The organism is Pseudomonas sp. HD6515, from assembly GCF_024971855.1.
GTDB lineage: Bacteria > Pseudomonadota > Gammaproteobacteria > Pseudomonadales > Pseudomonadaceae > Aquipseudomonas > Aquipseudomonas alloputida.
In genome coordinates this window covers 2799805-2813675 of record NZ_CP079827.1, presented here as the reverse complement: position 1 = coordinate 2813675, position 13871 = coordinate 2799805, and the positions used below count along the sequence as shown (strand labels likewise).

Sequence of the window (13871 nt, the reverse complement as noted above, 5' to 3'; positions counted from 1 at the left end):
GATGAGGGCCATTGCTGGTTCTGCCTCCCCGCCGTCCTCATCAGGCACGTAGGAGCTCTCCAACCTGATCTCTCGACACAGCATGTGGGTCACAAAAATCACTGCAATAGGTGCGAGCGGGCGTCATTTGACTGGGTGAGGGCTGACGATCTGGTCGACGTTGATGCCCACCGTGGTGGTAATCGTCCCGCTAGGTAAGTTGGTGGTTGCGACCTGATAATACGTGTCGCTCGACTTCACGATCATAGGCGCAACCTCCCGTTTCACGTAGGGCTGCCCTGACAAGCTCTACACCTGATCGACCTACCCTGCTGGGTGTAAGTAATTTCTGTAGGTATACAGCATCCACTACGGGGTGACGCCGTACATTGGATCCCCCCGGCTCTTCTCGTATGATCTGCCTATTTGATCTGGAACCAGACGTGTGAAGTCCTTATCTGGAGATGTTCCAACTGGCCCAGGTAAGCCTGGGGGCGTGAAATGGGACGCGGGCGAGGCGGCCAACCAGCTCTCATGGGACGACCTGCGCATCATCAAAACGCTGAGTGAGTGCGGCAATCGCGCTGCCACGGCCAAGAAACTCGGCATCAACGTGTCCACCGTCTCACGCCGTGTCTCGCAGTTAGAGAAAACATTGGGCGTGGCCTTGAGCCAGGCCATGTGTCGAACCGAAGCGAATCGTCTGAAGCTTTCACCAAAGCTGCAGTGGCCTGCTCTGCCCGCTTGAAAAGGTCGTATCCACTTCATTAAAAGGACTTCTATGATCAGTGATAACGGCACGGTGCTGGCGACTGTCGCACTGAAAACAACCGGGCGCCTCAAACTGTGGCAACTCGCAACGGCCAAAAGGTTGATGATGGAGAATCTGGACACCGGCATTACCGTTACCGAGATCGCCGAGGCTTGCGCGCTGACACGCAGCCATTTCACGCGCATGTTCAGAGAAACCGAGCAGGTGCCCCCGCAGCAGTGGATGCGTGAGCAACGGTTGCGGAAAAGCAAAGAACTTCTCGAAGGCTCGGGAATGATGCTCGCAGAAATTGCACTGGAGTGCGGCTTCTGCGACCAGTCACACTTCTGTAGGACGTTTGTGAAGGCCGAGGGGATATCGCCACAGGCCTGGCAGCGACAAGCATCTTTTTAAGTGAGCCGTTCCTTGATGCAACAAGACGCCCGCGCCAGAGCGCGGGCAGGCCTAAGCCACAACGTGATCAGTTATCCAGTTCATCCTTGATGATCTTCCCGTCATGCGGATCGACCTGAAACTCGTACTGCTTGCCGTCAGCCTTGATACCCTCGCCTTCCCAATGACCGTCGTCAGCTTCGATCTTGGTGATCTGCGTGTAGCCGGCACCCTTCAACGTCGCCTCAGCCTGATCTTTGTTCACTTTCCAGTCAGCACCGGGCGTATCAGCCCATGCGGAAGAAGCCCCAATAGCACCAACTACTGCCAGGCTAGTGAACACTCGAGTCATCGCTTTCATCGCTAACATCCTTTTTGCTGTGAATGTGGACATGCGACCGAGCCTTCTTCGCCAGGGTTCAGTTGGAGATGAAGCCTGCCAGACTGACGAAAGATTACCGAGCCGTCTCCTTCCTACGTAACAACCAGATGATCACGCCCGAGCAATTAACCTTCACTCACCTGCCTCACTGAGCGTTGACGCTTAATGAGCCTTTGGCCCAAAGAAAGGACACCGGGCACCATCATGATGGCCAGGATCGCCCACAAGGCCGCACTGTCGGAGCCGTCGAGGGCAGCCAGTAACGGAATAACGATCAAAAACGTCAACAGGATCTGAAGGATCACCGAACTACCTTTCATAGGGCACCCCAGGTTGGCTTAGCATTCGCAGCCAGGGTAACGGCGCTCATCGGCGGCTTGCTAGAAAATCAGACCTACCCCATTCCCATAGAAGTTGAACCACTAGCACTCTCCTCACCGTTGCGAGAGACGCACTCGTAATCCGCCTCAGCTCGCGTTGGTAAGCCGAGGCAAAGCCGAACTTTGTTCAGAGTGTCGTAGAGGTCATAGCCCTCCCCCAGCGCGCTGGGAAAACCCACGGCTCGAGGAAAGGTTTCTTTGACGGTCGGTACAGCGGGAACCACGACGTAGCGCTTCTGCATGACCATCCCTCATCCGGCATGACCTAAGTATTAGTTCCATTGTGCAGAAACCTCAAGGCTACTCATGCTGCGTGGCTGAGGTCACCGGCAAATGTCCGCTGGAGGCGTCGAGGCTGAGGAATTAGGACAGGCACGGCTTGTGAGAGTGATCATGCGCATGAAGCTTTTGGGATAGTTCTAGGCTGGATAGCCCCTGAAAACGCTTTGAGCGAGCGCCGAGCAACATCGCACCGCTAAACGCTCAGGGCCGGCAGGTGGGTCGCTATAAGGCCCGCAGCCCTGGCATTAAGCAAGGAAGGTTTCAGCTTGGCGCGCAGCACCCATTTGCACGCCGCAATCTCATTGCAGGCTACGGCTCTATCCCCGGCGTGAAAGTGAGTGGTGTAAATGTGATGAATGGTCGATTCCACGGTGATGGTGCACAGGTGAAGCAAGTCATGACCGGTAATGCTCGTCTCTTCCTCTAGTTCTCGAGCAGCCGCTGCAAAAGGCGTTTCGCCTGCTTCAATCGAACCACCAGGGAAATTCCATTTGCCGCCTTTCTTGCGCACCATCAGAACCCTACCGCTGCGCAGGCAAATGATTGTGGCTCTCGCTTTCAGTCTTCTATTTTTCCTGTCTGGCATCCGCAGGCTCAACTGTTCACATCAAAGTCTTGTCCAACTCGAATTGGCCTCGAGGAGGGATTGTCCCTAACAGACTCGTAGATGTGACGACTTGTTCAACGAGCATCGCTATCTGGACGGCGCGGCGCGCCGCCAAGGTAGGCCGTCAATATGCCAGCTGTCTCAGAAAACGTAGCGAGGGAGAGACTCGACAATTTTTCAGCAACCGGGCCCATCCTCTGTACTTTCTCCAGCAGGTAGCACCGACGAAAGCCGTGGACGGCGCCTGGTTATTTGGTGCGCTTCGCCACTGGGATGATCCCCGCTATCACGGACTGATCCGCATCTATCTGGAAGAGCTCGGCGATGGCCATCCAGCAAGCAGCCATGTGCTTATATACCAACGCCTTCTTTCCTCCTTGGGGTGTCACGAACGCCTCCCCTTGGCCGATGAGCGCTACCTGCAAGGCTCGTTGCAACTAGCCTTGGGTCTCAATCTGGACGAGTTCCTACCGGCTCAACGACTTAGGCCTGAGCGCAGCCGCTATTGCAGCTGATTTCGATCTCGAAACTGAGTTGCTGCAAGTGTTCGAGCGTAAACGCAGCTTCGTAAGCCGGATGCATTCTGATTACTGTCGCCTGGAAGGTAGAACAGTGAACCAATGGCTCGCGGAGCCCAACAGTATTTCTTCGTTCTTCGCGGCGCTTGAACGCAAAGGCTGGATCAAGCGTGGTCACGATCCAGCTGAGAGCCGTTTCTGGCAACTGGTTGAAGGGCCCACTGCCATTATGTTTGGCGTGTTTAGACCCTACGAAAAACAGCTCTTACATGATTGGATTGCCGCCGGCTGGCAGAAGTCACGCCGTTTGAAGGCGCCAGAGCAGACCTATTTTGAGCACGTCGAGGATGAACACTACCCTGAATTTTCTCTGGAGAACGTGCTTGCCAAGATGGCAGGAGCTCGTCATGCCTTGCCAGAAGGCTTGCGCGATGTCCTCGGCTGGAACAGGCCATTTACTCCCACCACATTGCTACCTGATGATTTGGCAAAGCTGATGCAAGCGAATGTCATCGAATACGAAGGCAATCAGCTACGAAGCACCGTGCGCTTCTCAACCTTGGGTGATTGGACGTTTCTGCATTCGGGCTATCCCACGGTGGCAGCCGACGCGGTATTTTTCGGGCCGGACAGCTATCGATTCGCTCACGCCCTACAGGCGCATCTGCAGCGGGATACAGGCGAGATCCGGCACGCCGTAGAGATAGGCTCAGGCACTGGAATTGGTGCCATCGTCATTGCTACTGCAAGGCGCAGTGCACGAGTAATGGCGGTGGACATCAACGATCTGGCCTTGCGCTACACCGCCATCAACGTCGCTCTGGCGGGTCATGCTAATGTCTCTGTGAAACACAGCGATGTGCTACAGGACGTCACCGGGACATTCGATCTGATTGTCGCCAACCCACCCTACATGCTTGATGCCAGCGAGCGCACGTATCGCCATGGTGGCGGGGTATCAGGGGAAGGGTTGTCATTGAGGATTATCGAGGAATCGTTGCCACGCCTTGCAGCTGGAGGATTTCTACTTCTCTACACAGGTGTTGCAGTAGCGGCGGGCGAGGACAGGTTCTATAACGCGGATTGGCCTGACTATGAGCGATACCTGGACTTACTGCTCCGCACAGGGGTACGGCCCGATGTCGACTGCTGGTGGGCGATCCGGCCATCACGGCGCTACCCTACCGTTGAACTGCGAATCGCCGATGGTTGCCCGCGACTAGAAGACGGGCTGTGCATAGCTGCCTTATTTTATGAAATGGTTACGCATTGCATCGAGGTAGGCAGGGAGATAAACCTGCTCACCCGCGAGACGCACTGGGTCACTCAAGAAAACCTTTGGCGCGCTATGCGTTATGGTCGTGATGGGCGCTTCATCGACTTGTCTTCGCTAGCGCCACTATCGGCCCGTGAATGGTTATTTCAGTTGCAGGCCAGGTTCGAACTAGCAGATGTGCACATAGACCAGGCCGTACGCATTCTCACAACGGGTAGCAGTGCTGACCAACAGCTCAAGGTCTATGACCAGGCAGTGACGCGTGGCCTTGCCCATGAACTTGCCTTACAGGATGTCGTCGATCTGCTCGTCAACCAGACGGCACAGCCAGCCCTCTGACCCTTGCTGTAAATTGCTACGCTTACCTCCAGCATCAAGACCCTTTGAACCTGCCTGTTTGGACATTGACCTGTTCCGGTGAGGATCCTCGCCCTATTTCTGACTCGTGATCACACTCAGTAGCGTTGCAATGAACAGGAACGTCCCACTGGCAATGAATGCAGCCTGGTAGCCAATCCCGTCGTAGAGCAAACCGCCTACTGTGGCGCCTGCGGTGATGGCTAATTGAATCACCGCCACCATCAGCCCACCACCGGCTTCTGCATTGTGCGGCAGCGCTTTGGCCAACCAGGTGAACCACCCCACGGGCGCACATGTTGCGATCAATCCCCAGAGGCCGAGCAAAACCGCGAGTGGTATTACCGAGCTACCCACCGCAATAGCGGCGAACGCGATGGCCGACATGATTATCGGTATTCCCACCAGAACCCTGTTCAGGGTTCTGCTAACAAGAGGGCCGACCAACAGGGTGCCCAGCAAACCTGCAGCACCAATGATCAATAGCAGGAGCGAAAGCGTCGGCACATCGACATGCGTGACCGTTTCCAGGAAAGGTCGCAGATAAGTGAACAGCGTGAACTGTCCCATGAAGAGGAAAGCTACTGCGGCCATGCCGATGGCTATTTTGCTGTCTCCCAGCAAACGCAGTGAGCCTGTGACCGATAATTTAGTCCGCTCACTCGGCATCCGAGGCAGTGTGAAAGCTTGCCAGATCAACGCCAATGCGGCCAAGGGCACGACACAAAAGAATGCCCCTCTCCAGCCAATCATGCCCCCCAGGTAGCTCCCAATTGGCGCCGCGATTGCCGTGGCCAAAGCGGTACCACCTTGCATGACGGCAATGGCCTTGGGCACAAGCGCCCCAGGTGCGATGCGCATCATCACTGCAGTGGACATCGACCAGTATCCGCCAATGGCAATCCCAAGCACGGCGCGCCCTACCATCAATGTCAGGTAGTTTGGAGCAAACGCCACCATCGCACCGGAAACAAGCATGAGCGCCGTTGTGGTCAGCAGGACAGGCTTGCGGTCGATTCCCTGGGTCAAGGTGACCAGCAACAGACTGGTGATCACAGCGAAGAAACCCGAGATTGAGATGGCCTGCCCAGCTTGCCCTTCAGTAAGTGACAAATCGGACGCAATCGGAGTGAGCAAGCTCACCGGCAGAAACTCTGAGGCCACCAGGGCGAAGGCACAGAGCGACATCGCAAGGACAGCACTCCAGACATGACGGCTTGAATATTGGAGGGGGATTGCTGGGCTGCTCATGGCGGTTCTCGATGTACCAATATCAAAAGACACGAATACCCAAGCCCAGCGTGAAGGCGCCGAGCCTGGGTGACAGCAGTAGTTACTTGAGGTTTTCGCGGAAGAAAGTCGTCAGTTTGTTGAAGGGGATCAATTCAACGCGGTCATAGAGATCGACATGGCCAGCGCCCGGCACCACCACCAACTCCTTCGGTTCGCCCGCAAGGCGATAGGCTTCTTCGCTGAACTCACGGGAATGAGCATTTTCCCCCGCAATGAAGAGCATCGGGCGTGGCGAGATTGTCTCGATGTCATTGAACGGATAGAAGTTCATGAACCTGACATTGCTGGTCAGCGTGGGGTGCGTCGTCAGCAGCGGCGAAAGTCCTTTGGGGGTGAACTCACCCCGTGGTGTGCGGTAGAAGTCGTAGAACTCCCGTTCGATAGCGTTGGAGTGCTCCGTCAACTGCTCGACCGTGCCACTGGTGTATTGGGTGTCTCCACCAGCAAACTCGACATCACGCTGTGCAGCCGCTTCGGCAATAGCCTGCTTACGTTTCTCGACCGTGACCCCATGCTTGAGGCCATGGCGATTGGCGGCGCCCATGTCGTACATACTGACCGTGGCAATGGCTTTCATACGTGGGTCGATCTTCGCTGCACTGATAGCGAAGCTACCGCTGCCGCAGATGCCCAACACGCCAATACGATCACGATCAATAAAGCCCTGAGCGCTGAGATAATCGACCGCCGCACTGAAATCTTCGGCATAGATGTCCGGCGACACTAGGTTACGCGGACGCCCCCCGCTCTCGCCCCAGAACGATAGATCGATGGCGAGGGTAACGAAGCCCTGCTCTGCCAGTTTCTGGGCGTAAAGATTCGCGCTCTGCTCCTTCACTGCCCCCATCGGGTGCCCGACAATGATGGCGGGATAACGGGTATTGCGGTTGAGGTTCTTAGGAATAAAAAGATTCCCTACCGTACTCAATTGGAACTGGTTTTTGAAGGAAACACGTTCGAGTGAGACCTCCTCACTCTTGTAGAAATTGTCGGCTCCATAGGACATATCGGCGGCTCCCGCAGTGAATGAGCTGGCCATCAAGGCAAACGCAACGAACAAAGACTTCATGCACATCTTCCTGCCTGCTCGAAATGGAAGTGGGGCGAAGGGCCGTTGCAGCTGAGCAATCGCGCCACCTCGCCTGCCACCAATCTTCCTCGCGTAAACCGGTCAATCAGTAGAGCAAACGAGTAGTTTTCTTGCCTGATTGTCCAGCCCCTGCTCATCGGGCATGGACAGCTGAAGTGACCTGGAAGTAGTGTTTTGCCATACGATGATCGGAACCTTCGCCATGGCCATTAGCGCACCACTGCCTTCAAGCACGAACCCACTGGGCACCCTGTGCAGGGTCATCGGCGCCCTCGCGCCCACTGCTGGCGATTTCGCGACGAGCATTGCAGACCTGAGCGTCTACCGGCGTAACGCCCCAGCCCCACCGATCACCTGCATCATCGAGCCGAGCATCGTGCTGGTCGTGCAGGGCGCCAAGGAAATGGTCATCGGCAGCGACGTTTTCCCCTACGATAGGACTCGCTTCTTGGTCACTTCGCTGAACATCCCTGCCCACTCAGCGGTGACCATGGCCAGCGATGCAGCGCCCTGTCTCGGCTTGGTGTTCAAGCTCGACCTGCGCACGCTTTCGGAGCTGATCGCTCAGGATGGCCGCCTTCCCCTGAATGGCCAGGCCTTCCACACCAGCGCCGGTGTGGGCAAGCTGAGCTCAAAATTGTTCGAGAGCTTCGCCCGTCTCATCCAGCTGCTTGAGGAGCCGGATGCGATACCCGTGCTCTGGCCGCTGATTCAGCGAGAGATCCATTATCGGTTGCTGTTGAGTGACCAGGCTCCCTTGCTGCGCCATATCGCCTCGGTGGGCAGCAAAGGTCATCGAATTGCCAAGGCTATCGACTGGATGAAGCTGAACTACGCCGCGCCTCTGCGCGTGGACGAGCTGGCCTCTCGAGTACAGATGGGGCTCTCGACCTTCCATCAGCATTTCCGTCAGCTCACCGCCATGAGTCCGCTGCAATACCAGAAATGGCTGAGGTTGAACGAGGCGAAACGGTTGATGCTTAACGAGCATCTGGACGCAGCCACTGCTGCCTTCAAGGTCGGCTATGAAAGCCCCTCGCAGTTCAGCCGTGAGTATGGGCGGCAGTTCGGCATGCCGCCAAAACGCGATATTGTAGAATTGCGCCATGGTGCTGAAGTCTCAGCTGGCTACCGACACAAGTCATCGTAGTTGCTCATGACGCCGTGCTCATCTTACGGCTCGGAGCCGAACATAATCGTCTCACCCGATCCCGGCAGCGCAAGATCCGCCCGAGCCTTGGTCATCATTGCGAAGAGAACATTCGTAATCAGCTTCAGCACGCGTAGGTATACTTAGGCTCAATCGGATTTTACCTTCAGTATCGTAAAGATCGTAGCCTTCACCTGCCGCACTCGGGAAGCCAACTCGCCTGGGGAAAGTCTCCTTTTCGACGGAGACAGCCGGCACCACAACATAGCGTCTCTGCATGGCAATCCCTCTAAATAGCTCTTTAGTATTAGTCTGCTTATAGGAAGCTACCAAGCGAGCAGGAGTTCATTTCTCTTTGCACAGAGAGGAATCCGACGAGGTGCTGAGGTAGCGGAGCAGAGCTAAGCTGCGTCAGAGGATAATCATGGAGGGAGTGCAGCGACTTTAAGGCGGTGATGGTAATTATGGCCGGAGCAACTATAAGGAAATTCCGAAGGGTCGCTGGGATTGAACGCTGGCCAGCGACCTTCTACAAAATCACAAAGCCGATTGAGCTTTAGAGACACCTTCATAGGCAAGGTGTTTGGCACGCCCCACACCCCAGGCAAGTGCTCGAGTCATCGATTCACCTGGACGGGAATCAAATGCTTCTTCATGCAGGGCCATGCCGCTACCAGCGTACAGCCCAATGAACATCTGTGTACTACCTGTGCGAGATAGCCGCACCTGAACATCCATGACTGTACCATTATCGAGCGTTTCTCCATGAGACCGATGGTGGAGAACAGGATCGGCCCACTTCCAGAAAATATCTCCGCGCTTACGCATAGCGATCACCTACGACTTTAGTCTTATATTGTGGTAGACCCACCTTAGCGCAGTGATGCCACATTGCAATCGAATAGACTGTGATTCCTCGTTCTGTCAGACAGCTGGCGTTAACAACGCTATCAAGCTATCAAGATGTTACAGAGATCGAGGCAGGCACTGTCCTAGAGCGGCTTGTCTGTTTTAGGCATTACTACCTGGCGCTTGATTGCAATTGCCGCCTTCGGGCGACCTTCAAGGTGGCTCTGAGTGAGCCCAAAGCAGCCGTCAATAATGCCGTTTTGATGGCCACCGCCGATTATCGCCTTCCAATTTCCTCACGATTCGGATGGTGTAATCTCCCGCCGCTTTTGCACCTCTCCCTAACCTCACCAACCGAACCCTGGAGTAGTTATCAGTGGAATGCTGCAACATCGGCGCTGCCGCAATTTTGGCTTGGCGTAATCGTTTTTTAAGGGCGGGTGCCCTGGGTGAGGATGAATATGAGAGTGCGTGCCGTAGCGCTGAAGATCTGGAATTCTCTGGGATCATCAGCCATCGGGAATGGGTTCATCTTGTGAGGCAAGCCAACGCCGCGCTGCTCAATTTCGATGAGACACGTGCGGCCTAGCCCTCTCAGGGGAACCGCCAACTGCGGTAGTAGTAGATTGAACGGGAGCGTTGCCCGGTAGCCCAATATGATGAACAAGCACAGTGTCACTCATGAGGTAAAATGCCATGGCCGCCGCAAAGGAACCCATCACCGACCTCCCGCTTGATCCGTATGTTGATCCAATACCGCACAATCCTGGGGAGCCTGTCCCGCAACCCGAGCCTGAGGCTCCTGATTGGCCGGAGGGTCAGGTACCGCCAGAGGAACAATCTGATGGTTGAGCAATCACGCTTGTAGGCCATCGCTTTTTGACAGTTGCGTGCCTCACCTCCTCCCGATAGCAAACTCGCACCTCATGCTCCTCCCCGCTGGACAGCCGGGAGGAGCTCGGCTACGGGACAAGTCCAGGATTACTCCGGACTGTCACCGCGCTCAAAGCAGTATTAACTACCATCGGACTTGTTGGTCTGAACTTTGCCGACTGTCATGGCTTCCCCTGCATACCTATCACGGAAATATGCGACTGCAGGAGCTGGCCCCCAATGAGAGCACTGACCTACCACGGAGCAAACGACGTCAGGGTCGATAACGTTCCTGATCCCATCATCGAGGAAGCAGACGACATCATCCTCAGGGTCACCGCTACAGCCATTTGCGGCTCTGACTTGCATCTCTACCGAGGCAAAATTCCAGAAACCGAAGCGGGTGATATCTTCGGCCATGAGTTCATGGGAATCGTTGAGGACACCGGCAGCGCCGTCACTAATCTGCAGATCGGCGACCGGGTGGTGATTCCCTTCGTTATCGCTTGCGGCAGCTGCTTCTTCTGTCAGCACGATCTCTTTGCTGCCTGTGAAACCACCAACACTGGGCGCGGCTCAATCAACAACAAGAAAGGCATTCCGCCAGGCGCGGCGCTGTTTGGATACAGCCACCTGTATGGCGGTATCCCTGGCGGCCAAGCGGATTACGTGAGGGTGCCCAAGGGTAACGTCGGCCCGTTCAAAGTGCCCACCGACCTCACCGATGACAAAGTGCTTTTCCTGTCAGATATTCTGCCGACCGCTTGGCAGGCGGTCATTAATGCCGAAATTGGCCAGGGCTCATCGGTGGCCATTTACGGCGCCGGGCCAGTGGGTTTGCTGAGTGCCGCCTGCGCGCGAATGCTCGGTGCCCAGACCATCTTCATGGTCGATGACAACGATTACCGCCTGGCATATGCCCAGGACGCTTACGGTGTTGTACCCATCAACTTCGAGCAGGACGATGATCCTGCAGACAGCATCATTCGTCAGACGCCAGGTATGCGCGGCGTTGACGCGGTCATCGACGCGGTCGGCTTCGAGGCTAAAGGCAGCACTGCCGAAACGGTGATGACGGCGCTGAAGATTGAAGGCAGCAGTGGCAAAGCGCTGCGCCAGAGCATTGCAGCAGTGCGTCGTGGTGGGGTTGTTAGCGTCCCAGGTGTGTACGCTGGCTTCATACACGGGTTCATGTTCGGCGATGCTTTCGACAAGGGCCTTACGTTCAAGATGGGCCAGACCCATGTCCAGAAATACCTACCGGAATTACTGGAGCACATCGAAGCAGGACGCCTGCGACCAGAACTGATCGTCACCCACCGCCTGGCCCTCGAAGAAGCGGCCATGGGCTACAAGATGTTCGATCAGAAGCAGGACAACTGCCGCAAGGTCATCCTCGTGCCAGGCGCTGCGGCGGGCACTCTAGGCCCTGACTACGTGTAGAGGAGACAAGGTCATGAATGAGGTCGCCAGCTACTTTTGGATTGCGATTGCGGCAATCCTTTTACTCATCGATCTCTGGGCCATCGTCAGCGTGTTCAGGAGCGACAAGACGGACGCAGTCAAAGCAGCCTGGGCCCTGCTGATCGTGGCATTACCTCTCATTGGCCTGGGTATCTGGGGCGTCGCTGGCCCGCGAGGCATCAAGCGAGGCGCTGGGCCCACTTCTGACGAACACAGCAAAGGCTGACATTTCTGAGCACCACCTATAGGGGGTTGCAAGATGATTGATCAAGCGACAGGCATGAAATCAGCTGAACGCTATCGCGTGGAAAACGTGGAGCGTGCACATCAGTTTCCAGGCTTCTTTCAAGACGGGAAGTATTACCTCGGCCCGGAACTTTTAACCGCCGTGGGTTGGCTTGAGGGCACACGATTCATCTACGACAGCCTGGATGCCGAAGGTGAGCCCGTGTTTCCTAACCGGGAGGCGGGAATCATCGAAGGGCTGACTTTAACCCTGGTCGATGGCACCGCTCTGGGACTTTCCCGAATCGAGGCCAGCGAAGCCCTTGCTGACTTTGACACCAGTACGTCGGGCACAAAAGAAGGAGCACTTGGCGATAGTTACCCTATCAAGGGGCCGCTTCGCGGCAAAGTCGTAGTGATCACTGGTGCTTCCAGCGGGATAGGCCGCGCCGCTGCGCACGCCTTTGCGTGCAAAGGTGCTCGCCTGGTACTCGCAGCACGCGACGAAGAGGCGTTATTCGACGTCCTGGATGAATGCACCGATTGCGGTACGGACGCCATAGCGATTATGACGGACGTCACCCGCAACGATCAGGTTCAAGCGCTGGCCGAGCAGGCTGCAGAATTTGGCCATGGACGGATTGATATCTGGGTCAACAACGCCGGCGTGGGCGCGGTCGGCAATTTCGAGGAAACGCCCCTGGAGGCACACGAGCAGGTCATCCAAACCGACCTGATTGGCTACCTGCGTGGCGCCTATGTGGCCCTTCCCTTCTTCAAGACTCAAGGTAGCGGCATCCTAATCAACACGCTGTCACTGGGCAGTTGGGTTGCCCAGCCCTATGCAGCGGCCTATTCTGCGAGCAAGTTCGGACTGAGAGGCCTCACCGAGGCACTGCGAGGAGAGCTGACTGAGTTTCCCGACATCCACGTCTGCGATATTTATCCTGCGGTGATGGATACGCCCGGTTTCAGGGACGGGGGGAACTATACAGGCCATGCGCTCACCCCCCTTGGGCCAATCTACGATCCGGAGTTGGTGGCCAAAGCCATGGTGGCTTGCGCCATTTCCCCTCGAGCGCATACCACCGTCGGCGCAACCGCTCGCCTTGCCCACCTGGCCAGTTTCCTCGTCCCAGGGTTGCCGCAACTTTCCGGATGGCTCACGCGCTGGGGTTTGAGCCGAAGTCCTCGTGCGGAGATTTCTTCAGGAAATCTGTTCGAACCACCGAATGGGAGACGCAGTGTTGACGGTGGCTGGCGATCTCAGAGAAGCAAGACACCGTTGTTAGTGACTGCGGCAGTGCTCGGGATCATTGCGGGATTCGTCATCACTCGCTCCCAACGCAGGCACCCCTAGGGTGAGCCCCCGAGCATCGGGCAACAGCTTTTTATCCGCTACATACCTCAATTCGAGATCAATCGGTAATTGGAAAGAAATGATGAGTGCACAACTGAGTGGCAAGCGTGTGGCGTTTCTGGTCACCGATGGCTTCGAGCAGGTAGAACTGACTGGCCCTCGTGAAGCTTTGGAAAATAGCGGCGCTGTGGTCGACATTCTCGGTGAGAAGGAAGGCACAGTACATGGCTGGAACCATGACAAACCTGCGGATGAATTCGCCGTGGATGCGACGTTCGACAGCGCTGACGTCGATCTTTACGACGCTTTGGTGCTACCCGGCGGCGTGCAGAACTCCGACACCATTCGCTTGATCCCCGGCGCCCAGAAGTTCGTGAAAAGCCTTGACACGTCGGGCAAGCCGCTAGCCGTCATCTGTCACGGTGCCTGGCTGCTGGTGTCCAGTGGCTTGGCCAAAGGCAAGCGGATGACCAGCTACAAGACGTTGCAGGACGATATCCGCAACGCGGGTGGCGACTGGGTTGACGAGAAGGTGGTGGTGGATGGCAACCTGATCAGCAGCCGCCAGCCGGACGACATCCCAGCCTTCAATGATCAGTTGATCAAGGCGCTGCTGGGCTAATTACTGTATCGGTTCATGGG

16 protein-coding genes and 1 pseudogene are annotated in these 13871 nt (G+C 56.2%); 9 read left to right on the top strand and 8 right to left on the bottom strand.

Features of this window, described 5'->3' with window-relative positions; all coding sequences use genetic code 11:
* Positions 1 to 475: 475 nt before the first annotated feature.
* Both KW568_RS13040 and KW568_RS13035 read left to right on the top strand, forming a co-directional pair.
* Positions 476 to 649: pseudogene (locus tag KW568_RS13040) on the top strand (LysR family transcriptional regulator); the annotation flags it as partial.
* A gap of 111 nt (positions 650 to 760) precedes the next feature.
* Positions 761 to 1144 (top strand): helix-turn-helix domain-containing protein, encoded by a 384-nt coding sequence (locus KW568_RS13035; RefSeq protein ID WP_012272595.1) that lies wholly within the window; start codon positions 761 to 763, stop codon positions 1142 to 1144.
* A 67-nt stretch (positions 1145 to 1211) separates the two neighbouring features.
* Here the strand turns inward: KW568_RS13035 and KW568_RS13030 are convergent, their stop codons facing one another.
* The 4 genes from KW568_RS13030 to KW568_RS13015 all read right to left on the bottom strand — a co-directional run bounded on the left by KW568_RS13030 (position 1212) and on the right by KW568_RS13015 (position 2753).
* On the bottom strand, positions 1212 to 1484 hold the full coding sequence (locus KW568_RS13030; protein ID WP_012272596.1) for a PepSY domain-containing protein: 273 nt from the start codon (positions 1482 to 1484) through the stop codon (positions 1212 to 1214).
* A 146-nt stretch (positions 1485 to 1630) separates the two neighbouring features.
* A complete protein-coding gene (locus KW568_RS13025; protein WP_150104954.1) occupies positions 1631 to 1825 on the bottom strand; it encodes a hypothetical protein in 195 nt (64 codons plus the stop codon).
* Positions 1826 to 1899: 74 nt separating this feature from the next.
* The gene (locus tag KW568_RS13020) at positions 1900 to 2133 is read right to left on the bottom strand and encodes a hypothetical protein (protein WP_041166507.1); all 234 of its coding nucleotides are present in this window, start codon (positions 2131 to 2133) and stop codon (positions 1900 to 1902) included.
* A gap of 227 nt (positions 2134 to 2360) precedes the next feature.
* On the bottom strand, positions 2361 to 2753 hold the full coding sequence (locus KW568_RS13015) for an NUDIX domain-containing protein (protein WP_041166508.1): 393 nt from the start codon (positions 2751 to 2753) through the stop codon (positions 2361 to 2363).
* A gap of 254 nt (positions 2754 to 3007) precedes the next feature.
* On the opposite strand from KW568_RS13015, the gene KW568_RS13010 reads away from it, so the two are divergent.
* Both KW568_RS13010 and KW568_RS30955 read left to right on the top strand, forming a co-directional pair.
* Positions 3008 to 3289, top strand: a complete 282-nt coding sequence (locus KW568_RS13010) for an iron-containing redox enzyme family protein (protein WP_259538617.1) — start codon at positions 3008 to 3010, stop codon at positions 3287 to 3289.
* A 28-nt stretch (positions 3290 to 3317) separates the two neighbouring features.
* Positions 3318 to 4907 carry a glutamate-cysteine ligase family protein gene (locus KW568_RS30955; RefSeq protein ID WP_310796049.1) on the top strand — a complete coding sequence of 530 codons (1590 nt, stop codon included), beginning with the start codon at positions 3318 to 3320 and terminating at the stop codon, positions 4905 to 4907.
* Between the two features lie 93 nt (positions 4908 to 5000).
* On the opposite strand, the gene KW568_RS13000 is transcribed toward KW568_RS30955, so the two are convergent.
* Positions 5001 to 6176 carry an MFS transporter gene (locus KW568_RS13000; protein ID WP_049773236.1) on the bottom strand — a complete coding sequence of 392 codons (1176 nt, stop codon included), beginning with the start codon at positions 6174 to 6176 and terminating at the stop codon, positions 5001 to 5003.
* Positions 6177 to 6258: 82 nt separating this feature from the next.
* The gene (locus tag KW568_RS12995) at positions 6259 to 7287 is read right to left on the bottom strand and encodes an alpha/beta hydrolase (RefSeq protein ID WP_012272602.1); all 1029 of its coding nucleotides are present in this window, start codon (positions 7285 to 7287) and stop codon (positions 6259 to 6261) included.
* 223 nt (positions 7288 to 7510) lie between these two features.
* Here KW568_RS12995 and KW568_RS12990 point away from each other — a divergent pair, with 223 nt between their 5' ends.
* On the top strand, positions 7511 to 8458 hold the full coding sequence (locus KW568_RS12990) for an AraC family transcriptional regulator (RefSeq protein ID WP_049773298.1): 948 nt from the start codon (positions 7511 to 7513) through the stop codon (positions 8456 to 8458).
* A gap of 51 nt (positions 8459 to 8509) precedes the next feature.
* Here KW568_RS12990 and KW568_RS12985 read toward each other — a convergent pair whose 3' ends face one another.
* Both KW568_RS12985 and KW568_RS12980 read right to left on the bottom strand, forming a co-directional pair.
* On the bottom strand, positions 8510 to 8737 hold the full coding sequence (locus KW568_RS12985; protein ID WP_012272604.1) for a hypothetical protein: 228 nt from the start codon (positions 8735 to 8737) through the stop codon (positions 8510 to 8512).
* Between the two features lie 258 nt (positions 8738 to 8995).
* Positions 8996 to 9286, bottom strand: a complete 291-nt coding sequence (locus KW568_RS12980; protein ID WP_012272605.1) for a hypothetical protein — start codon at positions 9284 to 9286, stop codon at positions 8996 to 8998.
* A gap of 1134 nt (positions 9287 to 10420) precedes the next feature.
* Between KW568_RS12980 and KW568_RS12970 the strand changes: the two genes are divergently transcribed.
* From KW568_RS12970 to KW568_RS12955, 4 genes are all read left to right on the top strand, one after another.
* Positions 10421 to 11623, top strand: coding sequence for a zinc-dependent alcohol dehydrogenase (locus tag KW568_RS12970; protein WP_012272606.1), 1203 nt, complete (start codon positions 10421 to 10423; stop codon positions 11621 to 11623).
* 13 nt (positions 11624 to 11636) lie between these two features.
* A complete protein-coding gene (locus KW568_RS12965; RefSeq protein WP_012272607.1) occupies positions 11637 to 11870 on the top strand; it encodes a PLD nuclease N-terminal domain-containing protein in 234 nt (77 codons plus the stop codon).
* A 33-nt stretch (positions 11871 to 11903) separates the two neighbouring features.
* The gene (locus KW568_RS12960; protein ID WP_012272608.1) at positions 11904 to 13229 is read left to right on the top strand and encodes an SDR family oxidoreductase; all 1326 of its coding nucleotides are present in this window, start codon (positions 11904 to 11906) and stop codon (positions 13227 to 13229) included.
* A gap of 82 nt (positions 13230 to 13311) precedes the next feature.
* Positions 13312 to 13851, top strand: a complete 540-nt coding sequence (locus tag KW568_RS12955; protein ID WP_041166512.1) for a type 1 glutamine amidotransferase domain-containing protein — start codon at positions 13312 to 13314, stop codon at positions 13849 to 13851.
* Positions 13852 to 13871: the final 20 nt, after the last annotated feature.